Here is a 21,196-nt window from a genome sequence, read left to right as displayed (position 1 = left end):
GGTCATGCCGGCTTCCGCCTCTGCCGACCCGTCCGTCGCCCGCGTGGTGGCAACGCCTGCCGCGCTGGCGCTGATCGCGCAGCTGAGCGCGCGGCATGGCCCGCTGATGTTCCACCAGTCCGGCGGCTGCTGTGACGGCAGCGCGCCGATGTGCTACCCCGACGGCGAACTGCTGATCGGCCCGGCTGATATCCGGCTGGGCGAGATCGGCGGCGCGTCGTTCTACATGACGCGCGCGCAATTCGAATACTGGCAGCACACGCGGCTGCTGATTGATGTGGTGCCGGGCGCGGGCGGAATGTTTTCGCTGGAAGGGCCGACAGGCCAGAGGTTCCTGACGCGGTCGGAGCTGTTCAGCGACGAGGAAGCCGCGTGGCTGGCGGCGCAGCCTGCGTTATAGCGCCGTCACTGAAAACCTGGCACGGCTGGTGCCGGAGAACCAATGGGTGCGCGCCAACCCCGCGGCGCATCGACCGCGCGCAGCAGGTGGTCGATATCCTGCAATCGGTGGCAAGACGACGACGTCCCTGCGCTATGCGCCCGGCTCGTCGTCCGTGCCTTCCTTCAGTCGCCGGTAGATCGTATTGCGCGATACCCCGAGTTCGCGGGCAGCGTGGCTGACATTGCCGCCATGGCGCTCCAGCGCCTGGCGGATCAACGCCGCTTCGCAGTCGCGGATACGCGCGGCCGCCGAGGGAGCGGAGGGAGCGGAGGACGAGGCGTCGCTCGCTGGCGTGGGGGCCGCGGCAGCGGCTCTGCAACCAACGCCTTCCCCACATTCCTGCTCGAACCCTTCCGGCAGGTGCTCGCACCCGATCTCCGCCTCGCCCTCGGCCAGTATCGCCGCCGTGCGCAACACGTTGGCAAGCTGGCGGATATTGCCGGGCCACGGATGGATGCACAGCAACGCCAGCACTTGCGCACTCACCTTCACCGGTGATTCCGGCCCCGCCTCTTCCTGCTGCCGCTGCAGGATCCGCTCCACCAGCACCGGCAGGTCGCTGCGCTCGCGCAGCGCCGGCAGCGTCACCACAAGCGCATTGATGCGGTAGTACAGGTCTTCACGGAAAGTGCCATCCGCGATCATGGCGCGCAGGTCGCGGTGGGTGGCGCAGACCACGCGCACATCGACCGGCACCGCGTGCGCCGCGCCCAGCGGCGTCACCGCGCGCTCCTGCAGCACGCGCATCAGCCGCACCTGCTGCGCCAGCGGCATGTCGCCGATTTCATCGAGGAACAGCGTGCCGCCGTGCGCCTGTGCCAGCTTGCCGGCGCTGCCGCGGCGGCGCGCGCCGGTAAAGGCACCTTCTTCATAGCCGAACAGCTCGGCCTCGATCAGGGTTTCGGGAATCGCCGCGCAATTGACGGCGACAAAGGGGCCATTGGCGCGCGGCGAGGCGGCGTGGATGGCGCGCGCCAGCCACTCCTTGCCGGCGCCGGTGCGGCCCTGGACCAGGATCGGGATATCGCGGCCGCTGACCTTGCGCACGCGGCGCAGCACGGCCGCCACGGCGGCGTCGCCGGTGTCGAGCGCGGCCAGCGCGGGCGGCAGCGGCTCCTCCGCCAGCGGCTGGCGCACGCTGACCGGCGCCGCGCGGTATTCGATGCGGGCGAACACCTGCACACGGCTGGGCAACGTCAGCACGTGCAGCGTTCCGGCCGCACGCGCCTGCATGGCCATGCGCACCGGCTGGCCGAACAGCTCGGCAAACCCGGACAGTGCCAGTGACTGCGGCGCCAGCCCCAGCTGGAACAGGCCGCTGCGGTTGGCGGCAAGGAAGGCTCCGTCGGGCGTGAACGCCGCCATCCCTTCAAACAGCGTGCCGACGAATTCCGGCCGCGCATGGAAGCGCACCAGCACGGCCTCGGGGAAATGGTTGGCGAACAGGTGGTTCTCGATCATCTGCGCCGACATCCGCACCAGCGCCATGGTGTGGCGATGGAAGCCGCGATGGTCGCCGCTGACGTCGAGCGCGCCCAGGATCTCGCCGGTGGGACCGGCAATCGGCGCGCACGAGCAGGTGAGCTGGTGGTTGGCCTGCAGGAAGTGCTCGGCGGCGTGGACGATGGTGGGACGCGCCTCGGCCAATGCTGTGCCGATGGCGTTGGTGCCCTTGCTGGGCTCGGACCACGACACGCCCGGCGCCAGCGCCACGCGGCGGGCGCGCGCGACGAACTCGCCGTCGCCCAGGCTGTGCAGGATCACGCCGCTGCTGTCGGTCAGCAGCACCATGCTGTCGGTATTGGCGATCTGCGCGTGCAGGGTTTCCATCACCGGCAGCGCGTGGCGGTACAGGTCGCGGCTGGCATCGACGAGCTCGACCAGTGCGCGCGCGCCGAGGGCGTCGTAGCCCGGCGCGTGGCAGACATCCAGGCCGAAGCCGGCGGAGCGCGCATGCGCGCGCGCGATCAGTCCGGCGCGGTCGGTGTCGTCAGCGTCTGCGCCGTGGCGCTGGACGCCGGAAAGCGCTGGGTCTGCTGCGGGATGGGCGGCACGGTGCATGACGGCGGGTCTCCGCTGGGTCTCCGGGAATGGCTGGCGGCTCGCGTGGCGGCCGCTGCCTTGCCGTCCCGATTACAGATCACTCAGACCGCACACGCGGACGCTGCGGCCGGCCGGGCGGCTGTTGTCCGGCAACCTTATCACAGCGGACTGGCCGTGTACGGAACCACGCCGCCCCCGGGGCCCCGGGGTCAGCGTTTTTCGTCGAGCAGGTCGTTCAGGATCTCGTCGAACGTCGCCTGGGCGTCCTCCAGCGCCTGCAGCGCCGCATCGAAGGTCTGCAGCGCGAGCTTGGATGGCTTGCCGCTGCCTTGCGGCGGGTAGTGGGCCTGCAGCGCGGTGAATGCCACCTGCACCTGGCGCGTGGCCGCGACTATGCGCTCCATGGCCTGCGCCTCTTCAGCGCGGAACTGCTCGTCTTTCTGTTCGCTCATGCCTGTTTGCTCCCTGGGCGCGCCGTCGGCCAGGATGCCGGAGTGGGGAGTGGGCGCGCGTGTATGAGGCATATCGTACAAGAACTGCGCGGCCTGGCTTGCGCTGCGCGCTCGGTCCCGACAAAAATGAGGTAGGCTGCGCAGCTTGGGCGGCATGGCCGGCGCCCCCCGGCGCCACGCCCGCCGCGCTCCTGAAGACTTGCCATGCAATTCAAGACCCGCCATGCGCTGGCCGCCGCGCTGATGACCGCCAGCGGCTTCGCCTGCTACTGGACCTACCTGTCGCTGAACCAGGACCGCCTGCTGTTCGACGCGCGCCGGCGTCCGCCGCGCGACCTGCCGGAGGGCATCATCGGCTATTCGCATGTCGTTCCAGGCGGCGTGGTGCGCGGCTACATCTACCACGCGCCCGGCGACAGCGTGCAGGACCTGTTGTTCTACCTGCCCGGACGCGGCGAGGATGTGCTGGATACGCTGCAATACGCGCGCTGGCTGCCAGGCGGCATGGCCTTCGCCACCTATGACTACCGCGGGCTGGGCCATTCCGACGGCATGCCGTCTGAAGCGGCGGCGGTCGCCGACGCCAGCCAGTTCCTGCTGCATGTGCGGCGTGTCTTTCCCGGCACCCGCGTGCACGTGGTCGGCCGCAGCCTGGGCACCGGCGTGGCGATCCAGCTGGCCGACCTGCAGGAATTCGAGAGCCTGCAACTGATCACGCCCTACGACTCGCTGCTGGAACTGGTGCGCAAGCGCTTCCCGCTGGTGCCGCTGCGGCAGCTGATGCGCCACCATTTCGATTCGATCTCGCACTGCAAGAAGGTCGTGCAGAGCACCAAGGTATTGCTGGCCGAGTCGGACGAGGTCGTGCCGCATGTGTGCTCCGAGCGGCTGATGGCGGCCTGGCCGGGTCCCGTCGCGCTGCAGACCATGCCCGGCACCGATCACTTCACCATCATCGAACAGCAGCAGACCTGGCTGTCGCTGGGCGAATTCGCGCGCCAGCACAGCGACGCGAGGCTGCGCCTGGCGGCGGCCACGCCGGCGCAGCCGGACCCGGACAGCGCCGCCGCGGGTCCTGCGCCGGCGCTCCATGCCGTGCCGGACTCCAGCGCCCCGCCCGCCGAACGGGACGACAGCGGCAGCCCGCTGCCGCTGGCCGCCACCCGATGACCGCTGCGCCGTTGACACCAGTCGGAGCAGGTAGAATGCGCGCATGAAAAAAATCGCAGTCAAGGCAGGCGGCGCTGTACTGGCGCTGGCTGCGGCCGGCAGCCTGCTCGCCGGATTTGCCGCGGTGCTGAGCCTGCGGCAGCTTCCACCGGTCGACGCCCTGCGAGACTACCGCCCCGATGTGCCGCTGCGGATCTACACCAGCGACAACGTGCAGATCGGCGAATTCGGCAGCGAGCACCGCGAGTTCATCCCCTTCGAGCAAATCCCCCCGCGCATGGTCCAGGCCCTGCTGGCGGCCGAGGACGACCAGTTCTACGAGCACGAGGGCGTCGACATCCCCGGGTTGTTCCGCGCCGCGCTGGCCAACTTCGGCCAGGGCTACGCCCAGGGCGCGTCCACCATCACCATGCAGGTCGCGCGCAATTTCTACCTGTCGCGCGAGAAGACGCTGGCACGCAAGTGGTATGAAATGCTGCTGGCCTGGCGCATCGACCAGTCGCTGCCCAAGGACCGCATCCTCGAACTGTATATGAACCAGGTCTACCTGGGCGAGCACGCCTATGGCTTCGGCAGCGCGGCGCACGCGTACTTCGGCAAGCCGCTGGGGGCGCTGTCGCTGGCCGAGAGCGCGATGCTGGCCGGACTGCCCAAGGCGCCGTCGACCATGAACCCGGTGGTGAACCTGCCGCGCGCCAAGCGCCGCCAGGAATACGTGCTGGGCCGCATGCTGGCGCTCGGCATGATCAGCCAGGACGACTACCGCGCGGCCCGCGCCGAGCGCCTGGCGATCTCCGGCGAAACACCCGGCAGCTTCGGCGGCCATGCCGAGTACGTGGCCGAACTGGCGCGCCAGCTGGCGCGCGAGCGCTTTGGCGACGAAGCCTACACGCGCGGCCTGAACATCTACACCACGGTGTCGTCGGTGCGGCAGACGCTGGCCTACGATGCCGTGACCGGTGGACTGCAGCGTTACGCGCGCCGCCACCGCAAGGCGGCGCCGACGCTGGCGCAGGGGCCGCAGGCGGCGCTGGTGTCGCTCGACAGCAATACCGGCGCGATCGAGGCGATGGTGGGCGGCGCGGACTTTGCCGCCAGCCGCTTCAACCACGCCACGCAGGCGCTGCGCCAGCCGGGCTCGACCTTCAAGCCTTTCGTCTACGCGGCCGCGCTGGAGCGCGGCGTGTCGCCCGGCACGGTCATCAACGACGCGCCGCTGGCCAATTCGTCGCGCTGGCAGCCGTCCAACGACGACGGCCGCTTTATCGGGCCGGTCACCGTGCGCCAGGCGCTGGCCGAATCGCGCAACCTGCCGGCGATCCGCACGCTGCAGGCGATCGGCATTCCCTATGTGGTGGAGTTCGCCAGCCGCTTCGGCTTCTCGCCCAAACGGCTGCCGCGCTACCTGCCGCTGGCGCTCGGCACCGGCACCACCTCGCCGCTGCGGCTGGCCGCGGCCTACGGCGTGTTCGCCAATGGTGGCCAGCGCGTCGAGCCCTACCTGATCGAGCGCATCACCGACAACGAGGGCAACGTGCTATTCGAAGCAGCCCACACCGGCGCCGATGGTGCCGCAGCGCCGACGCGCGTGATCAGCGCGCGCAATGCCTTCGTGATGGACAGCCTGCTGCGCAGCGTGGTCGACGAAGGCACCGGCGCGGGCGTGCGCCGCTACCTGCGCCGCGACGACGTGGCCGGCAAGACCGGCACCACCAACGAAGCCATGGACGGCTGGTTCGCCGGCTATGCCGGCGGCGTAGTCACGGTGGCATGGATGGGCTACGATGACAACCGCAGCCTGGGCGAGCATGAGTTCGGCGCCACCACGGCGCTGCCGGTGTGGGCGGCGTACATGGAAGGACGGCTCGCCGGCGTCCCCGAGGCGGATCCCGACGCCCCGGCGGGCGTGGTGCGCGCGGGCAATGACTGGATCTATGCGGAGTATGCGGACGGCAGCCGTGGCATCGCTTCGCTTGGCTTCCCGCCGCCGGCGGATCCGCAGGTGGCACCGGCAGCAGATCCTGTCGCGGCGCCGGTGGCCAGCAACCCTGCCATCCCGACCGCGCCGGCCGCCGTGCCCTCTGCCGCACCATCTGCCGCACCATCTGCCGCAGCCAAGCAGCTTCCCGGCAACGCCACCGGCGTGCCGGCGCCTGCCACGATGGCCGCGCCCGCCGTATCCGCCAGCCGGGACGGCCTGTAAACTCCACGCATTCCTGCCGCCTCACCCTACCTGCGAGTCCTTTTTCGATGTCCAGCCACAGCCCGCTGCTGATCTGGTCGGTCGCCGCGCTGACCACCGCCGGCGTATTGTTCCGTCCCTTCCGCCTGCCCGAGGCATTCTGGGCCGCCGCCGGCGCGCTGCTGCTGTGCGTCACCGGTTTGCTGGCGCTGCCCGACGCGATGGCTGCGGTGATGCGCGGCTACGACGTCTACCTGTTCCTGGCCGGCATGATGCTGATCTCCGAACTGGCCCGCAAGACCGGCCTGTTCGACCACGTCGCCGCGCTGGCGGTGCGCCGGGCGCGCGGCTCGGCGCTGCGGCTGTTCCTGCTGGTATATGGCTTCGGCACGCTGGTCACCGCGTTCATGTCGAACGATGCCACCGCGGTGGTGCTGACGCCCGCGGTGCTGGCCGCCACGCGCGCGGCGCGCGTGCGCCATCCGCTGCCCTACCTGTACGCGTGCGCGTTCATCGCCAACGCCGCCAGCTTCGTGCTGCCGATCTCCAACCCGGCCAACCTGGTGATCTTCGGCGAGCGCATGCCGCCCCTGGCGGGATGGCTGGCAAGCTTTGCACTGCCGTCGCTGGCCGCAATACTGGCGACGCTGGCTGCGCTGTGGTGGACCCAGCGCCATGCGCTGGCTGAGCCGATCGGCAGCGACGTCCCGGTGCCGCCGCTATCGCTGCAGGCGTGGCTGACCGCGCTGGGGATCGTGCTGACCGGCATCACGCTGCTGGTGGCGTCGCTGCGCGGCAGCGAGCTGGGCTGGCCCACCTGCGCCGCGGGCGTGGCCACGCTGCTGCTGGTCTGCGCCACCCGGCGCGACTTGCTGGCGCCGGCGTTGCGCGAAGTCTCGTGGAGCGTGCTGCCGATGGTGGCTGGCCTGTTCGTGCTGGTAGCCGCGCTGGAGCAGACCGCGGTGATCGGCCACCTGGCCGACGCGGTCGCGGCAGCCTCGCACGATGGTGGCGTGCTCGCGCTGCTGGCGACGGGCGGACTGGTAACGCTGGCGGGCAATATCGCCAACAACCTGCCGGCCGCGCTGATCGCGGCATCGGCGCTGACCGCGGGCAATGCATCGCACGCGGTCACCGGCGCGGTGCTGATCGGCATCGACCTGGGCCCGAACCTGTCGGTGACCGGCTCGCTGGCCACGCTGCTGTGGCTCACCGCACTGCGCCGCGAGGGGCATATGGTCAGCGCCGGCCAGTTCCTGCGCGTCGGCGCGATCGTCATGCCGGCCGCGATGGTGCCGGCGCTGGCGCTGCTGCTCTGGTAGCTGTTGCCGGGGACCTAAGCCAACGCGGCACGCCGCCGCGCGCCTCAGCCGGTGGCGGCACGCCCGCCCGCCGGTGCGCGCGCGCCCACCGCAAGTGGCCGCCGCAGGCCGGGCATGCCGGCACGGGCGGCGCTGGCGTGGTGTTCCGCCACGCCCGTTTCCACCGGCGTTGCCGGCAGCGGTACCGTCACGACATGGAGCAGCATCAGGCTGCTGCACGGAAAGGCAATCGGCAAGGTCACGTTGTTCCCGACAAAAGTAAGCCCGCAACTTCCGGTACGCCCGCCATCAGGTGGCGGGCGGCTGATGTTTGCAGGCATTATGTGGGCTTGTCGGCGTTGCGCGGCGCGGGGTTGAGCGTTGTCACGAACTATTCACGGAGCCACGCGCGGGTGTGCTGTATGCGGCGCGTCCGGCAGCGGACAACCGCCCGTCTGGCGCCGGGCGGGCAGGTTGTCGGGCCACCGCATCTGCCATATAGTGAACCCGGCACACCCGCCGGCGCCCGTGCCGGACATCTCCGCAACCCACCACGCTACCCATGACCAAGGACGCGGCGCGCCACGCGCATGACCTCCACCCGGCCGACGCGGCGGCCGGCGATCCGGCCCATTCTGTCTCGGAGCGGATCCGCGCGCGCCTGCAGGCGGCGCAGGAACGCTTCCACGCCAACGACAATATCGCCCGCTATATCGAGCCGGGCGAGCTGGAGCAGTTGCAGGCCGAGGTCCAGTCCCGCATCGAAGGCGTGCTGCGCGCGCTGGTGATCGACGTCGACAACGACCACAACACGCAGGAAACCGCGCGGCGCGTGGCCAAGATGTACCTGAAGGAAATCTTCGCCGGCCGCTACGCGAAGCCGCCGGCGGTGACCGAGTTCCCCAACGTCGGGCAGCTGAATGAGCTGATGATCGTCGGCCCGCTGCGCGTGCGCAGTGCCTGCTCCCACCACCTGTGCCCCATCATCGGCAAGCTGTGGGTGGGGGTGATGCCCAACCAGCATTCCAACCTGATCGGCCTGTCCAAGTACGCGCGGCTGGCGGAATGGATCATGTGCCGGCCGCAGATCCAGGAAGAAGCCGTGGCGCAGGTGGCCGACCTGTTGCAGGAAAAGATGAACCCCGACGGCCTCGCCATCGTGATGGAGGCCGAGCATTTCTGCATGCACTGGCGCGGCGTGCGCGACACCGACGCCAAGATGACCAACAGCGTGATGCGCGGCTCGTTCCTGAAGGACGACAGCCTGCGGCGCGAATTCCTCACGCTGCTGAACAACAACCGCGGCTAGGCGCCTGCTCCTGAATCAGCATCCGCCCCTTATCCACGCCATCACGGAACCGCCACGACCATGCTAGTCCGCCTGATCTATGCCAGCCGTGCCCGCCAGGCCATCGACACCGCCCTGCTCGACGCGATCCTGGCCACCAGCCTGGAGCGCAACCCGCGCCACGGCATCACCGGCGTGCTGTGCCACGGCAACGGCATCTTCCTGCAGGCGCTCGAAGGCGACCGGCAGGAGGTCTCGCAGCTGTTCCAGTCGATCGCGCGCGATCCGCGCCACCAGGACGTGACGCTGCTGCATTTCGAGGAAACCTGCACGCGCGACTTCGCCGGCTGGGCCATGGGGCAGGTCAACGCGGCACGCATCAACACCGCGACGCTGCTGAAGTTCTCGGCGCGCGCCGAACTCGACCCGTTCCGCACCGGCGGCGCGGCCTCGCTGGCGCTGCTCAAGGAGCTGATTGCCGGCGCCTCCGTGGTTTCGCGCCTGGGGGAGCGCGGCCGGCACTGAGCCGCGCTGCCTGCCCTGTCCGTCCGCGCTACGCCGCCACCCGCCCGAACAGGCCGCATTCGAGATCGCTCTCGAACTCTTCGACCCATGCCGAGCCCGGCCCGGCCTCATAGACGCTGACCGCGTCCGTGCCCAGCCGCTTCACGCTGACGCGGCGAGCCTCGCCGTCGCCCTCGTCCGTGATCTGGAACGACTCCTGCGTGATGCCGACATGCATGCACGCCTGCGTTACCTGTTGCTGCTCGTCGGCGGGAAACTGGGAAAACGGTCTCGTAGCCATGGCATCCTCCGTCAAGGTTGAGATCGCCGCTTGCGCGCAGCGTGAACGCGCGTGGCCGTGCATGCACCACGCAAAACACCGATCAGGCATGCGGCCGGCATCGCCCGGCGGCATGCACGCCAACGCCCCGCTGCGGCCTCGCGGCGGAGCGCAAATCTTCTGGGACTTTGTTACAGCTCAGCTCTTGCGCTGGGTCACTGCCACGAACGGGGCCGGTGCGTGCTGGACGGACTGGCTGCCGCAGTTCGGGCAATTCGGATGGGCAGAGGCATGTTCCGCGAGATGCTCGGTTTTCTCGAACACATGGCCGCACTTCTCGCAGCGGTATTGATAGACGGGCATGGCAAATTCCCCCACGCGGCACGCGCCGCAAGCGCCACCCGGCGCAAGCCGGGCCTGCGCGGCATGATGGCCGCGGGCGCGTGTCAGCTTCATTCTAGGACAGGGTTCGCGTGCACCAAGCGTGAAAGTTCGATGACTCCCGCTGGCGTTCGCCGCATGTCGTCGGCGGTTCACTTCCGCCGTGCATTGATGTCACGCAAATGCCATGGCGCGCGAACCGCGGATCAATGGCGCTGCCACCGTGCAATTCGCCGTAAAGGCGTGGGGGCCAGACCGTACCCTTGTACACCTCATGCCGGCCTGGCACGACGGCAGTGACCGTGAACTAGCCGAATTACGATTCAGGGGCGCCGGGAACATAGCCAGAATGCGGATTCGCCGTGACGCCGTGGCGCCGGCAGGTGCCCCGGCCAGCAAGCGTCGAGAACCCGAGGACCCGAAAACGATGTACGACCAGATCATCCGTGTCGCACTGGCGGACGACCATCCGCTGGTCATGGCCGCGCTGCGCGACTGCCTGCAGCGCACGCCCAACTTCCAGGTCGGCAGCACCTGCGGCAACGGCACGGAATTGCTGGCCGCGCTCGACCGCGAGCCCGCCGGCATTGCCGTCACCGACTTCTGCATGGGCCGCGGCGATGCATCGCTGGACGGCTTCAACCTGCTGAACCGGCTCGCACGGCGCCATCCGCGCACCCGCATCGTGGTGCTCAGCGCCCAGGCCAACGCCGCCATCATCCGCCGCGCCATGAAGCTGGGCGTGCGCGCCTACGTCAGCAAGGAGGATCCGATCGATGAAGTGGTGCGCGCCTGCGTCCAGGTTGCCACCAGCGACGGCTGCTACTGCTCGCCTTCGGCGCAGGCCATGCTTGACAGCGCCGCGCTCGCCTCGGCACCGGCGACCGAGCTGACGCTGCGCGAACTCGAGGTGGTGAGGCTGTATGCGCAAGGAATCCAGCTCGCGGACATCGCCAACAAGCTCGGACGCTCGGTCAGCACCATTTCCAGCCAGAAGACGATCGCCATGCGCAAGCTCGGCGTGCAGACCAACACCGGGCTGATCCGCTACGCGTACGAAAATGGCCTTATCTGACGCGGCACCGGCCTGAACACGCGCCGATGGAATCGACCGTGGAGCGCACGCGCGAATCGCTCGCGAGCGCCTTCGATAAGCTGGCCGAGCAATCCCGGCGCCAGCAGCAGCGCTACGCCGCCACCATTGCCGTGCTGATCGCCGTGGTGGTGTTCTCCGGCCTGCTGCTGGCCGGGCTGGCCGCGGGCCGGCACCTTGATTACCGGCGCGGGCACGTCGCGCAGTACATGGCGGCGCTGTCGCAACTGCTGCAGAACGAGGCGTCGTTCCTGCGGCGCAGCGTGCTGACGCTCCGCTACCAGCGCGAAGCCCCTGCCCCCGAGCGGGCGCTCGATGCCGCCGTTGAATCGTTCCGGCGCATCGGCGCGGCCAGTATCCACGTCGATGCGGTAGGCAAGGACTACCACCTGCTCGCCGCCGCCGGCACGCGGCAAGCCTGGGGCGCAAGGCTGCCGGCGCAGTTCGCGGAGCTGCGCCATATCGCGCTGGCCACCATGGCAACGCAGCTGGCATTCGGCCTCGATCACGATGCCTATGCCGTCGCGCTGGACGAAGACAGCGCCGTGGTCATCCGCCAGCCCGAAGCCGGCGCGCGCGCGCCGATGGCGCTCGATCCCACGCTGATCCCGCTGCTGCGCACGCGCCTGACCGAAGCGCTGCTGGACCGTACCGGCCATGCCGTGCCGACGCGCGACCAGCCGGTGTGGATCGGTCCGCTGCGGCACCCGGTCGACGATACCCCGGTCATGATGCTGGTCAGTGCCGCCTACGCCGGCGACAGGCCGACTACGCTGGTCGCCGCCTGCATCCCGGTTCAGGATTTTCTGACGAACCTGCACCGGCCAGGCAAGCCGGCGCTGCTGCTGCTGGTCAGTGAAGCCGACGAGATCATCGGCGTGTCGCCGCGCGAGGGCGTGGTGTCGGCCGCCCAGATTTACCACCTGGCTGCGCGGGCGCGCCACGTCGATCACGATACGCTGCTGTACACCGGCAATGGCGTGCTGCTGGTCGAGCCACTGCAGGCGGGCCTTGGCCTGCTGGTGTACTTCCTGCCTTACCGGATGCTGGCCGCAGCGCTCGCCGCAGAGTTCGCAGGCATCGCGGCGGCCATGCTGGTGCTGGTGGGCGGCATCGTGCTGACCGCGCGCTACTGGAGCCGCCACCTGCTGCGGCGCACGCACGCCGAAGCCTCGCGCGCGCTGGAAAGCGAGCTGATGACGCATATCCTGGTCAGCGCCACGCCGGTCGGCCTGTGCATCGTGCGCCAACGCGACTATGGCGTGCTGATGCGCAACCAGCGAGCCGACATGCTGCTGCAGCTGCATGGCTCCATGCAAATGCCCGACGCGCTGGTACAAGCTTTCGGGGCGCAAGCGTGCCGCCGCGGCGACGGTCCTGCCGCCATTGCCAGCCTGACTGTCGCCGCGCCGGCAGCGGCCCCGGCGGACGAAGCCGCATCGAACGCCGTGCAGGTCGACGGTACCGCACTGCCGGCCGACGCCACCAACGCCACCATCGCCGCCAACGCCGCCAGGCGCTTCCTGCAGATCACCTATGCGCCGGCGCGCTACCGCGATGACGACGTGCTGTTCTGCGCGGTGCTGGACTGTACCGCACAACAGGCGCTGGAGGACCAGCTGCGCTCGGCGCAACAGGCCACGGAGTCCATGATGCGCGCCCGCTCGACTTTCTTTGCCGCCATGAGCCACGAGATCCGCACGCCGCTCAATGCGCTGCTCGGCAACCTGGAGCTGCTCGCGCGCAGCCCGGGGCTGCAGCCGCATGCGGCGCGCCTGCAAGCGCTTGACGCGGCCGCCGAGGCATTGCGGCGCATCGTCAACGATGTGCTGGACTTCTCCAAGATCGATGCCGGCAAGCTCGAACTGTTCGAAGAACCCTTCCGCCCGATCGACGCACTCGAAAGCCTGGCACTGACCTATGCGCCGATGATGGCGGGCCGGCCGCTGCGCTTTCAACTCCTGCTGTCGCCGTCGCTCGACGTGGAAATCACTGGCGACAGCACGCGGCTGGTACAGGTGTTCAACAACTTGCTGAATAACGCGTTCAAGTTCACCGCCAGCGGACGCATCATCTTCAGCGCGGAACTGTGCACTGACGGCCAGGGCGTACCCCAGCTGGTCTGCCGCGTCGCCGATTCGGGCATCGGCATGCCGCCGTCGCTGGTGGAGCGGGTGTTCCAGCCGTTCGTGCAGGGCGATGGCGTCGGCGCCGGGCGCCATGGCGGCACCGGGCTCGGGCTGTCGATCTGCGCGCGGCTGTGCGAGCTGATGGGCGGCAGCGTCACGGTGGCGAGCGTTCCCGATATCGGCAGCGCCTTCACGGTGCGCCTGCCGGTGCGGGTCACGCCGGCGGCGCACCCGGCCGCCGGGCACGCTGACACCACTGCGCCGCGGAGCGATGTGCTGGTGCTGTGCCAGGATGCGCGCATCGGGGAAAACCTTGCAGCATGGCTCAAAGCCGCAGGCTGGCGCGCGAACTGGCTGGCATCACTGGCAGCGGCGCAGGAATACCTGGCGTACAAGCCCGCCCGGGTCATTGTCGCCAGCGACGACTTTCCGCTGGCCGCGCTCACCACGCTGCTCGAAGCGGCCGCCGCCACGGTGGCATGGGTCACGCCGGACGGCCCCCATCGCCCGCGCCAGCGCGCGCCCGGGATTCTCGAGGTCACGGCCTACAGCCATCATGCGTTGCTGGCGTGCGTAGCCATGGCAGCCGACAACGCTGCGCAGGCTCTGCCCGCCGCGGTCAGCGACCGCCCCAGCGATGCACTACCTCATGCACTACCCCATGCACTACCCCATGCACTACCCCATGCGCCAGACCATGCCGTCAGCAATGGCAGCATCGCGCCCGCGGCGCCGCAGGCTCCACCAGCCCAAGCCACGCCGCTGGCAACCATCCTGGTGGCCGAGGACAACCCGCTGAACCGGGCCCTGGTCACAGAGCAGCTGCAGACACTCGGCTATCAGCCGATCGTGGTCAGCAACGGCAAGCAGGCGCTTGCCGTGCTGGAGACCACGCCGGTCGACGCCTTGCTGACCGACATCCAGATGCCGGGCATGAGTGGCTACGAACTGCTGGAAGCGGTGCGCGACCGGCATGCCGGCGTGCCGGTGCTGGCGTTCAGCGCGTTCGCGGGCAGCGAGTGGACGACCGGCTGGCGCCAGCGCGGGTTCGCCGGCCATGTGTCCAAGCCGGCCTCGCTGCAGGACCTGCAGGCATGCCTGCGCAGGTTGCCTGGTTGCTGCCCGGCCCATGCCGATGCCGAGGGCAACGCCGGCGCGGATGCCGGCGCCGCCGACCGCGAGCGCTATGAAGCCATGCTGCGCACCCAGCTGCGGCAGGACCTGCCAGAACTTGAGCACATCATCGCGCAATGCGAGCTGGCTGCGCTGCGGCGCTGGACACATTCCGTGGCCGGCGCCTTCATGATCGTGCGCCGCAAGTCGATCGTACGCGAGTGCCGGGCATTGGAATCGCTGTGCGTCGCGGCCAGAGCCTGGACACCCGCGATCGCCGCCGCTGCCGCGGCGCTGCGCGAGCGGCTGCGCAGCTACATCGAAAACATTGGCGCCGCGTCCTAGCGCGCCCTAGCGTGCCTGCAAGTGCCCGCAAGTGCCTTGCCGGCACGCCTTACCACAATTGGCGGATTTGCGAGTACCGCCACGCAGGACGATAATGGCGGGGCCGCGCGATGGCCCGCCATCCCCCCGCCTTTCCGGGCGCGCCATTGTCTCCAATGTCTTCCCCCATGCAGCCAGAACAAGGCCTCCCCCAGCCGCAACGCACCTGGGCGATCCTCACCGTTTTCTTCGGCCTGATCATGGCCGTGCTCGATGGATCGATCGCCAACATCGCACTGCCCTCCATCTCGCGCCAGCTGCAGGCCGAGCCGTCGAGCACTATCTGGGTCGTCAACGCCTACCAGCTCACCGTGACGGTGTGCCTGCTGCCGCTGTCGTCGCTGGGCGACATCCTCGGCTACAAGCGCGTGTACCGCGTCGGGCTCGCTACCTTCCTGGTGGGCTCGCTGCTGTGCGCGCTGTCGGTCAACCTGCCCATGCTGGTGGCGGCGCGCGTACTGCAAGGCATTGGCGGCGCGGGCATCATGAGCGTCAATACCGCGCTGGTGCGCTTTATCTACCCGCCCACGAAGCTGGGTCGCGGCATCGGGCTGAATGCGGTGGTGGTTGGCGTGACCATTGCGGTGGCGCCTTCGCTGGGCGCCATGATCCTGGCGGTGGCCAGCTGGCAGTGGCTGTTCGCGGTGAACGTGCCGGTGGCAATCCTTGCATTGGCCATGAGCCGGCGCTCGCTGCCGGAGACGCCGCCGCAGCCTCGCGACTTCGACTATCCCAGTGCGCTGCTGTCGGCGCTGGTGTTCGGCCTGTTTATCCTGAGCGTGGATGGGCTCGGCCATGCCCGCTGGCGCGCAATCGGCGTCGCGGGGCTTGTCGCTGCAATCCTGCTGGGATGGCTGCTGGTGCGGCGCCAGCGGGGCCGCACCGCGCCGCTGGTGCCGGTGGACCTGTTTGCCAGCCGGTCCTTCACGCTGGCGGTAGGCACCTCGTTCTGCTCCTTCATGACGCAGATGCTGTCCTTCGTGGCGCTGCCTTTCTACCTCGAATACCAGCTTGGCCGCTCGCTGCAGGAGACCGGGCTGCTGATCACGCCCTGGCCGCTAATGGTGGCGGTGATGGCCGCGCTGTCGGGGCGGCTTTCGGACCGCTACCCGGCCAGCATCCTCGCGGGCCTCGGGCTGGCCATGCTGGCCGGCGGGCTGGTGGGACTGGCTACGCTGGGACCGGATGCCAGCAGCCTCGACATTGCGTGGCGCATGGCGATGTGCGGCACCGGCTTCGGCTTCTTCCAGTCACCCAACAACCGCGCCATGATCGGCGCCACGCCGCCGGCCCGCAGCGGCGGTGCCAGCGGCGCGCAGGCCACCACGCGGCTGCTGGGGCAGACCACCGGTACGGCGGTGGTGGCCTTGCTGTTCAGCCTGGTGCCGGACGGCGCTGCGCGGGTCGCGTTGTATGTGGCGGCGGCGGTCGCGACCGTCGGCGCCATCATCAGCCTGAGCCGGCTGCGCGATCCCAGCGGCGAAGGCAATGCGCAGGCGGCGGCCGAACCGGACGCCTGAGGACGACACGCGAGAGCCCGCGGCCGCAGGCCCTGTGCGGTTCTACACCGCGATGCCGCCGAACTCCTGCATCACCTTGTCATGCAGGCGCCGCATGCCGCGCAGCCAGCGATCGTAGTCCTGGCCCTTGCGCCGGTAGTATTCCAGCACCTCCGGGTGCGGCAGGATCAGGAAGCGCTCGTCGGCCACGCCCTCGAGAGTCACCGCGGCAACATGCTCGGCGGTGACCGACCCCTCCTGCAGGAAGCCCTTGCGCTCTCCTTTCTCGCCGAACAGCATGTTGGTCTGCACGCCCTGCGGGCAGATGCAGCTGACCTTGATGCCGCGGTCGCCGTAGGTGATCGACAGCCATTCGGCAAACCCGATCGCCGCGTGCTTGGTCACCGCGTACGGAGCCGAGCCGATCTGCGACAGCAGCCCCGCCGCCGATACCGTGTTGATGAAGTAGCCGTCGCCGCGCTCGAGCATCTGCGGCAGCACCGCGCGCGCCGCATGGATATGCGCCATCACGTTGATTTCCCAGATGCGCTGCCATTCTTCGGCACCGGCGTCGAGGCCCTTGCGCAGGATGATGCCGGCGTTGGAGCAGAAGATATCGACCTGCCCGAAGCGGCGGGTGGCTTCGTCGGCCAGTGCCTGCACCGCGTTCGCGTCGGCGACGTCGACCGCTTGCGCGAACACCTGGCACGACGGCACGGCCTCCTGGACTTCGGCGGCGACGCTGGCGGCGCCGGCCTCGTTCAGATCAGCCACGGCCACGCCACGCGCTCCGGCCTGTGCAAACGCCAGCGCCAGCGCGCGGCCAATGCCGGTGGCCGCACCGGTTACCACGACGGACTTGTTGCGTACTTCCATGCGCTATCTCCTCATTGATCCTTGTTGATATGGGTGTGTCACCGCGTCATTCGTTGGTGGCCGCTCGCTGGCGGCACACGCGCCCGCCTCGGGCGCATCCGCTGGCAGCCGCATCGACGCGCGCGCGCCGCCGGGCTGCCACAGGCGCGCCTGCAGGGTCCCGGCCAGGTCGCGGATGCGCGGGCCGAGATTGCCTTCCAGGATCTCCGGCGACAGGCGCGCCGCGGAGCCACCGATATTCATCGCCAGCACTTCGCTGCTGCCCGCGAGCCGCAGCGGCGCGGCGGCGCCGCTGACGGTGCGGTCCCATTCGGCGTGCGCGACGCAGAAGCCGCGCCGGGCATGGTCTTGCAGCGCCCGCTCGATGCCGCTGCGCACGGCGGGCCAGCGGGTGCCGTAGTGGCGCGCCAGCTCGCCCAGCGCGGCCTCGCGATGGCCGGCGTCGAGTCCCGCCAGCCAGGCGCGACCGATCGCCGAGGTCGCCATCGGCAGGCGCGCACCCGGCGCCAGCCGGATCACCAGCGCGCCGCGCGGCTGGCAGCTTTCCAGGTAGACCATGGCGTGCCGGTCCGGCATCGCCAACGCCACCGTGCAGTCGGTGGCGAAAGCCAGCGACTGCATCAGCGGCTGCGCGATCTCGCGGATGCCCGCGCCGGCGATGTAGCGATGGCCCAGCACCATCGCGCCCTGCCCGAGCCGGTATTTCTCCGAACCCTCGATATAGGTCAGGTAGCCAAGCGTGGCCAGCGTGTAGGTCAGCCGCGACACGGTCGGCCGCGGGATGCCGGTGCGGCGCGAGAGCTCGGCATTGCCGAGGTAATCGTCCTGCGGCCCGAAGGCCCGCAGCAGCTCCATGCCGCGCGCCAGCGCCGTGACGAAGTTGCGGTCGTCGGCGCAGTTCGGACCCGCCGGCGCGTCAGCCGGCGCAAGCGCATGGGCAGCGTCAGGTGGCGGAGTCGGGATGGTGGTGGAGCGCTTCATGAGGCAGGCGGCGACGGCTTGCGGCAACGGCAGAGGACTCTTGATAGCAGTTTCCTGCCCGGACCTGGCACCGCTATGTAGCAAAAACATGTGAGCCAATAACGGGACTTATAGATTCAAATCAAGGTGTTAGCACCCTTCCTGAGACGCAAGGACCAGGCGCAGTAACGGGGGCAGAGCGAGCGCAGAGGCGGGGCGCAGTAGCGGGCAGATACGTCCCAATGGAATCAAGCACTTACCTGCCGGACCCGCCTGCCGCCAGGGGCGCGAACCGCGGTCTAGAATGGAACTGCCCTTTGGCGATTGAGTCGCTTTGGGCGCTTCGGGAGGGATATGCCATGACGGCAATCGAAGAGCCCTCTCCGGGAACGTATCCCGGTCGCTACTGGCATTTCCTGGACGATGGCCGCATGCAGTGCGACCTGTGTCCGCGCCACTGCCGCCTGCATGACGAGCAGCGCGGCGCCTGCTTCGTGCGCCAGCGGCTTGGGGACCGGATGCTGCTGACCGCCTATGGCCGCTCATCCGGCTTCTGCATCGACCCGATTGAAAAGAAGCCGCTCAACCACTTCTACCCGGGCAGCGCCGTCCTGTCGTTCGGCACGGCGGGCTGCAACCTGGCCTGCAAGTTCTGCCAGAACTGGGATATCAGCAAATCACGTGAAATGGAGACACTGGCCGTGGCAGCCATGCCCGAAGCCATCGCCGAAGCGGCGGCGGCCCATGACTGCAAGAGCGTGGCTTTTACCTATAACGACCCGGTGATTTTCGCCGAGTACGCGATGGACGTCGCCGATGCCTGCCGCGAACTCGGCATCCTGGCGGTGGCGGTGACCGCCGGGTATATGGGCGAGCAGGCACGACGCGATTTCTACAGCAGGATGGACGCGGCAAACGTCGACCTGAAGGGCTTTACCGACGCGTTCTATGTCGCACTCACCGGCGCGCATCTGCAACCGGTGCTGGATACGCTCCTGTACCTGAAGCACGCAACCAAAGTCTGGTTCGAGATCACGACGCTGCTGATTCCCGGCAAGAACGACAGCGATGATGAGATCCGCGCTGAGGCCCGGTGGATCGCGAGAGAACTTGGCACCGACATCCCGCTGCACTTTACGGGGTTTCATCCAGACTACAGGATGCGCGACGTGCCGCCCACGCCGTTCTCCACGCTTGCGCATGCCCGCAAGCTCGCGATCGATGAGGGGCTGCGTTACGTGTACACCGGCAACGTCCACGACACTGAAGGCGCAACCACCTACTGCCCCGCCTGCCGTGCACCGCTGATCGTGCGCGACTGGCATGCGATCGATAGCTATCGCCTCACGCCCACCGGAACCTGCCCGGATTGCTTTGAGCCGGTTGCCGGCTGCTTCGGGCATTTCAGGCATCACTACGGGCGGCGCCGGATTCCTGTGCACGTCGGAACGTAGGCCAGTGATGCAGCACTGACGGCCCATGCCAGCAAACCTCACCCCCGAATACAAGCAGGCCGAACAAGCCTACCGGCTGGCACGCCAGCCGCGCGAGCAGCTCGAATGCCTGAAGGAGATGCTCCGTGTCATCCCCAAGCACAAGGGGACGGAGCGTCTGCAAGCCGATATCAAGTCGCGGATCAGGGAACTGACCCAGGAATCAGCGGGCCACGGGAAGGCGGCGCACAGGGGGCCGTCACATGCAGTGCATGCTGAAGGCGCGGCCCAGCTCTGTCTGATCGGCCCGTCCGGCGCGGGAAAATCCAGCCTGCACGCGCGGCTGACTGGCTCGGGCAGCGAAGCCGGGCCCTACCCCCACCCGACCCAGTTGCCGGTTCCCGGCATGTTGCAGTTCGAGGACATTGCCTTTCAGCTGGTGGATCTGCCACCTGTCTCAGCCGAATTCATGCAACCCGGGCTCACCGATATCGTGCGGGTGACAGACGGCGTACTGCTCGTGGTCGACCTGAGCGCGCCAGACTGTACAGAACAGCTGGCGCTGATGCTCCAGCGACTCGCCGAGGCAAGGATTAACCTGTCGGAGCGCTGGCCGGGCCAGGCCGACAGCACTGCCGCATCGGCACCATCGGGGGAATCGGCGGCGGCTGACCCGTTCAGTGTTCACCTCCCTGCGCTGCTGCTGGCCAACAAGGCCGATCTCGCCAGCCCGGAGGACGCGGCCGTGCTCGAAGACCTGCTCGGCGTACATTTTCCGGCGCTCGCAACCTCGGCAACCCGCGGACAAGGACTGGCCGGGATCGGTCCGTTTCTTTTCGGGGCCCTGAGCATCGTGCGCGTCTACACCAAGGCGCCCGGGAAGCCCGTCGACCAGAGTCGGCCATTTACGATGCGCCGCGGCGACACCGTGCTGGATGTCGCCCTGCGGGTGCACCCGGATCTCGCGCGTACGTTCAAGTTCGCCCGCATTTGGGGGAGCGGAAAGTTCAGCGGGCAGCAGGTGGGCGCCGATCATCCGGTAGCCGATCGGGACGTGGTGGAACTGCATGCGTAGGTGCCGGCCCGCGCGGCGGGCGGCACAGCCGGCTTCAGGTTGACCGCCGCACTGGAGCGATTCCGGCAGGGCGACAAGCCCTAGATATCGGGAGCGAGCAGGAGTCCGGTCTTCACTGTGTGGATCAGCGCGAGGCGATCTTCGACTGCCTTGCGCAGGACTTCTCGTCCCCTGAACGGATCCGTCAGGTAACTGGCGTACTGGCTTGCCCGAATCTGCACCTTGAGGGTCATCACCATCGCCCCGCTCTCCGGCCATGTCACCGTGAACGCCGGATGGCTGTCCGCGCATTCAACGAAAGCCGTGTCAGGCGACACAAAACAGGAATCAGCGCCCTGGGCCAGGAACTGGAGATCCTTGTCCTTGAACTCGTAAGTTGCCATGTCTTTCTCCCATCGCGCGGAAGATCGTGGCGTGAACGTTATCAGCGCTGGCAGCCGCCGCAATCTGCTCATTCCCATGTTAATACGCCTGGAGCTTCCAGGAGTAGCCATCAATCAGGGACGGCGGCGGCCTGTGGAACGGCGTGGCACAAACGGCTAGTGGGCATTCCATCCCAGCTCCCTCAGGGCTTTCCCGAGGTCATTCCCC

19 protein-coding genes are annotated in these 21,196 nt (G+C 68.6%); 11 read left to right on the top strand and 8 right to left on the bottom strand.

Going from position 1 to position 21,196, the window contains the following annotated elements; translation table 11 throughout:
* Nucleotides 1-4 precede the first annotated feature (4 nt).
* Entirely contained in the window at nucleotides 5-400 is a 396-nt protein-coding gene (locus tag LPA45_RS29020; protein WP_116319500.1) for a DUF779 domain-containing protein, read from the top strand.
* A 132-nt stretch (nucleotides 401-532) separates the two neighbouring features.
* On the opposite strand, the gene LPA45_RS29015 is transcribed toward LPA45_RS29020, so the two are convergent.
* Nucleotides 533-2,503 carry a sigma-54-dependent Fis family transcriptional regulator gene (locus tag LPA45_RS29015; RefSeq protein WP_317923501.1) on the bottom strand — a complete coding sequence of 657 codons (1,971 nt, stop codon included), beginning with the start codon at nucleotides 2,501-2,503 and terminating at the stop codon, nucleotides 533-535.
* A 191-nt stretch (nucleotides 2,504-2,694) separates the two neighbouring features.
* Nucleotides 2,695-2,937 carry a hypothetical protein gene (locus LPA45_RS29010; protein WP_116319498.1) on the bottom strand — a complete coding sequence of 81 codons (243 nt, stop codon included), beginning with the start codon at nucleotides 2,935-2,937 and terminating at the stop codon, nucleotides 2,695-2,697.
* Between the two features lie 204 nt (nucleotides 2,938-3,141).
* Here LPA45_RS29010 and LPA45_RS29005 point away from each other — a divergent pair, with 204 nt between their 5' ends.
* Genes LPA45_RS29005 through LPA45_RS28995 form a run of 3 tightly spaced genes read left to right on the top strand, consistent with a single transcriptional unit; the run spans nucleotide 3,142 to nucleotide 7,611 of the window.
* The gene (locus LPA45_RS29005; RefSeq protein WP_116319497.1) at nucleotides 3,142-4,107 is read left to right on the top strand and encodes an alpha/beta hydrolase; all 966 of its coding nucleotides are present in this window, start codon (nucleotides 3,142-3,144) and stop codon (nucleotides 4,105-4,107) included.
* A gap of 43 nt (nucleotides 4,108-4,150) precedes the next feature.
* Nucleotides 4,151-6,310 carry a penicillin-binding protein 1A gene (locus LPA45_RS29000; protein ID WP_317923500.1) on the top strand — a complete coding sequence of 720 codons (2,160 nt, stop codon included), beginning with the start codon at nucleotides 4,151-4,153 and terminating at the stop codon, nucleotides 6,308-6,310.
* Between the two features lie 47 nt (nucleotides 6,311-6,357).
* Nucleotides 6,358-7,611, top strand: a complete 1,254-nt coding sequence (locus LPA45_RS28995; protein ID WP_317923499.1) for an arsenic transporter — start codon at nucleotides 6,358-6,360, stop codon at nucleotides 7,609-7,611.
* 44 nt (nucleotides 7,612-7,655) lie between these two features.
* Here LPA45_RS28995 and LPA45_RS28990 read toward each other — a convergent pair whose 3' ends face one another.
* Nucleotides 7,656-7,817: an arsenite efflux pump ArsB gene (locus tag LPA45_RS28990; protein ID WP_116319616.1), complete on the bottom strand. Its 162-nt coding sequence runs from the start codon at nucleotides 7,815-7,817 to the stop codon at nucleotides 7,656-7,658.
* Between the two features lie 335 nt (nucleotides 7,818-8,152).
* Here LPA45_RS28990 and folE point away from each other — a divergent pair, with 335 nt between their 5' ends.
* Both folE and LPA45_RS28980 read left to right on the top strand, forming a co-directional pair.
* Complete coding sequence (gene folE, locus LPA45_RS28985; protein ID WP_116319494.1) at nucleotides 8,153-8,899, top strand: GTP cyclohydrolase I; 747 nt, start codon at nucleotides 8,153-8,155, stop codon at nucleotides 8,897-8,899.
* 60 nt (nucleotides 8,900-8,959) lie between these two features.
* Nucleotides 8,960-9,403 (top strand): BLUF domain-containing protein, encoded by a 444-nt coding sequence (locus LPA45_RS28980; protein WP_116319493.1) that lies wholly within the window; start codon nucleotides 8,960-8,962, stop codon nucleotides 9,401-9,403.
* 28 nt (nucleotides 9,404-9,431) lie between these two features.
* Here LPA45_RS28980 and LPA45_RS28975 read toward each other — a convergent pair whose 3' ends face one another.
* Together LPA45_RS28975 and LPA45_RS28970 are read right to left on the bottom strand one after the other, a co-directional pair.
* Nucleotides 9,432-9,683: a hypothetical protein gene (locus LPA45_RS28975; RefSeq protein ID WP_116319492.1), complete on the bottom strand. Its 252-nt coding sequence runs from the start codon at nucleotides 9,681-9,683 to the stop codon at nucleotides 9,432-9,434.
* Between the two features lie 177 nt (nucleotides 9,684-9,860).
* Nucleotides 9,861-10,025, bottom strand: coding sequence for a zinc ribbon domain-containing protein (locus tag LPA45_RS28970; protein ID WP_029044829.1), 165 nt, complete (start codon nucleotides 10,023-10,025; stop codon nucleotides 9,861-9,863).
* Between the two features lie 445 nt (nucleotides 10,026-10,470).
* Here LPA45_RS28970 and LPA45_RS28965 point away from each other — a divergent pair, with 445 nt between their 5' ends.
* From LPA45_RS28965 to LPA45_RS28955, 3 genes are all read left to right on the top strand, one after another.
* Nucleotides 10,471-11,118: a response regulator transcription factor gene (locus tag LPA45_RS28965; RefSeq protein WP_317923494.1), complete on the top strand. Its 648-nt coding sequence runs from the start codon at nucleotides 10,471-10,473 to the stop codon at nucleotides 11,116-11,118.
* Between the two features lie 26 nt (nucleotides 11,119-11,144).
* Nucleotides 11,145-14,723 (top strand): ATP-binding protein, encoded by a 3,579-nt coding sequence (locus LPA45_RS28960; RefSeq protein ID WP_317923492.1) that lies wholly within the window; start codon nucleotides 11,145-11,147, stop codon nucleotides 14,721-14,723.
* 167 nt (nucleotides 14,724-14,890) lie between these two features.
* Nucleotides 14,891-16,282, top strand: coding sequence for an MFS transporter (locus LPA45_RS28955; protein ID WP_116319489.1), 1,392 nt, complete (start codon nucleotides 14,891-14,893; stop codon nucleotides 16,280-16,282).
* Between the two features lie 42 nt (nucleotides 16,283-16,324).
* Here LPA45_RS28955 and LPA45_RS28950 read toward each other — a convergent pair whose 3' ends face one another.
* Both LPA45_RS28950 and LPA45_RS28945 read right to left on the bottom strand, forming a co-directional pair.
* On the bottom strand, nucleotides 16,325-17,137 hold the full coding sequence (locus LPA45_RS28950; RefSeq protein ID WP_317923490.1) for an SDR family oxidoreductase: 813 nt from the start codon (nucleotides 17,135-17,137) through the stop codon (nucleotides 16,325-16,327).
* A gap of 3 nt (nucleotides 17,138-17,140) precedes the next feature.
* Nucleotides 17,141-18,118, bottom strand: a complete 978-nt coding sequence (locus tag LPA45_RS28945; protein WP_233528121.1) for an IclR family transcriptional regulator — start codon at nucleotides 18,116-18,118, stop codon at nucleotides 17,141-17,143.
* 338 nt (nucleotides 18,119-18,456) lie between these two features.
* Between LPA45_RS28945 and amrS the strand changes: the two genes are divergently transcribed.
* The gene (gene amrS, locus LPA45_RS28940; RefSeq protein ID WP_116319487.1) at nucleotides 18,457-19,551 is read left to right on the top strand and encodes an AmmeMemoRadiSam system radical SAM enzyme; all 1,095 of its coding nucleotides are present in this window, start codon (nucleotides 18,457-18,459) and stop codon (nucleotides 19,549-19,551) included.
* Nucleotides 19,552-19,576: 25 nt separating this feature from the next.
* Nucleotides 19,577-20,605 (top strand): TGS domain-containing protein, encoded by a 1,029-nt coding sequence (locus tag LPA45_RS28935; RefSeq protein ID WP_116319486.1) that lies wholly within the window; start codon nucleotides 19,577-19,579, stop codon nucleotides 20,603-20,605.
* 80 nt (nucleotides 20,606-20,685) lie between these two features.
* Here the strand turns inward: LPA45_RS28935 and LPA45_RS28930 are convergent, their stop codons facing one another.
* Nucleotides 20,686-20,988 carry a hypothetical protein gene (locus LPA45_RS28930; RefSeq protein ID WP_116319485.1) on the bottom strand — a complete coding sequence of 101 codons (303 nt, stop codon included), beginning with the start codon at nucleotides 20,986-20,988 and terminating at the stop codon, nucleotides 20,686-20,688.
* Nucleotides 20,989-21,196: the final 208 nt, after the last annotated feature.

Origin of the sequence: Cupriavidus sp. Agwp_2 (assembly GCF_040784895.1) — a bacterium.
Lineage (GTDB): Bacteria > Pseudomonadota > Gammaproteobacteria > Burkholderiales > Burkholderiaceae > Cupriavidus.
This window is presented reverse-complemented; position numbering and strand designations above follow the sequence as displayed.

Bases quoted from the DNA above. Each gene is read 5' to 3' on its own strand.
- LPA45_RS29020 (WP_116319500.1), top strand. From the start codon at position 5: ATGCCGGCTTCCGCCTCTGCCGACCCGTCCGTCGCCCGCGTGGTGGCA.
- LPA45_RS29015 (WP_317923501.1), bottom strand. From the start codon at position 2,503: ATGCACCGTGCCGCCCATCCCGCAGCAGACCCAGCGCTTTCCGGCGTC.
- LPA45_RS29010 (WP_116319498.1), bottom strand. From the start codon at position 2,937: ATGAGCGAACAGAAAGACGAGCAGTTCCGCGCTGAAGAGGCGCAGGCC.
- LPA45_RS29005 (WP_116319497.1), top strand. From the start codon at position 3,142: ATGCAATTCAAGACCCGCCATGCGCTGGCCGCCGCGCTGATGACCGCC.
- LPA45_RS29000 (WP_317923500.1), top strand. From the start codon at position 4,151: ATGAAAAAAATCGCAGTCAAGGCAGGCGGCGCTGTACTGGCGCTGGCT.
- LPA45_RS28995 (WP_317923499.1), top strand. From the start codon at position 6,358: ATGTCCAGCCACAGCCCGCTGCTGATCTGGTCGGTCGCCGCGCTGACC.
- LPA45_RS28990 (WP_116319616.1), bottom strand. From the start codon at position 7,817: ATGCTGCTCCATGTCGTGACGGTACCGCTGCCGGCAACGCCGGTGGAA.
- folE (WP_116319494.1), top strand. From the start codon at position 8,153: ATGACCAAGGACGCGGCGCGCCACGCGCATGACCTCCACCCGGCCGAC.
- LPA45_RS28980 (WP_116319493.1), top strand. From the start codon at position 8,960: ATGCTAGTCCGCCTGATCTATGCCAGCCGTGCCCGCCAGGCCATCGAC.
- LPA45_RS28975 (WP_116319492.1), bottom strand. From the start codon at position 9,683: ATGGCTACGAGACCGTTTTCCCAGTTTCCCGCCGACGAGCAGCAACAG.
- LPA45_RS28970 (WP_029044829.1), bottom strand. From the start codon at position 10,025: ATGCCCGTCTATCAATACCGCTGCGAGAAGTGCGGCCATGTGTTCGAG.
- LPA45_RS28965 (WP_317923494.1), top strand. From the start codon at position 10,471: ATGTACGACCAGATCATCCGTGTCGCACTGGCGGACGACCATCCGCTG.
- LPA45_RS28960 (WP_317923492.1), top strand. From the start codon at position 11,145: ATGGAATCGACCGTGGAGCGCACGCGCGAATCGCTCGCGAGCGCCTTC.
- LPA45_RS28955 (WP_116319489.1), top strand. From the start codon at position 14,891: ATGCAGCCAGAACAAGGCCTCCCCCAGCCGCAACGCACCTGGGCGATC.
- LPA45_RS28950 (WP_317923490.1), bottom strand. From the start codon at position 17,137: ATGGAAGTACGCAACAAGTCCGTCGTGGTAACCGGTGCGGCCACCGGC.
- LPA45_RS28945 (WP_233528121.1), bottom strand. From the start codon at position 18,118: ATGAAGCGCTCCACCACCATCCCGACTCCGCCACCTGACGCTGCCCAT.
- amrS (WP_116319487.1), top strand. From the start codon at position 18,457: ATGACGGCAATCGAAGAGCCCTCTCCGGGAACGTATCCCGGTCGCTAC.
- LPA45_RS28935 (WP_116319486.1), top strand. From the start codon at position 19,577: ATGCCAGCAAACCTCACCCCCGAATACAAGCAGGCCGAACAAGCCTAC.
- LPA45_RS28930 (WP_116319485.1), bottom strand. From the start codon at position 20,988: ATGGCAACTTACGAGTTCAAGGACAAGGATCTCCAGTTCCTGGCCCAG.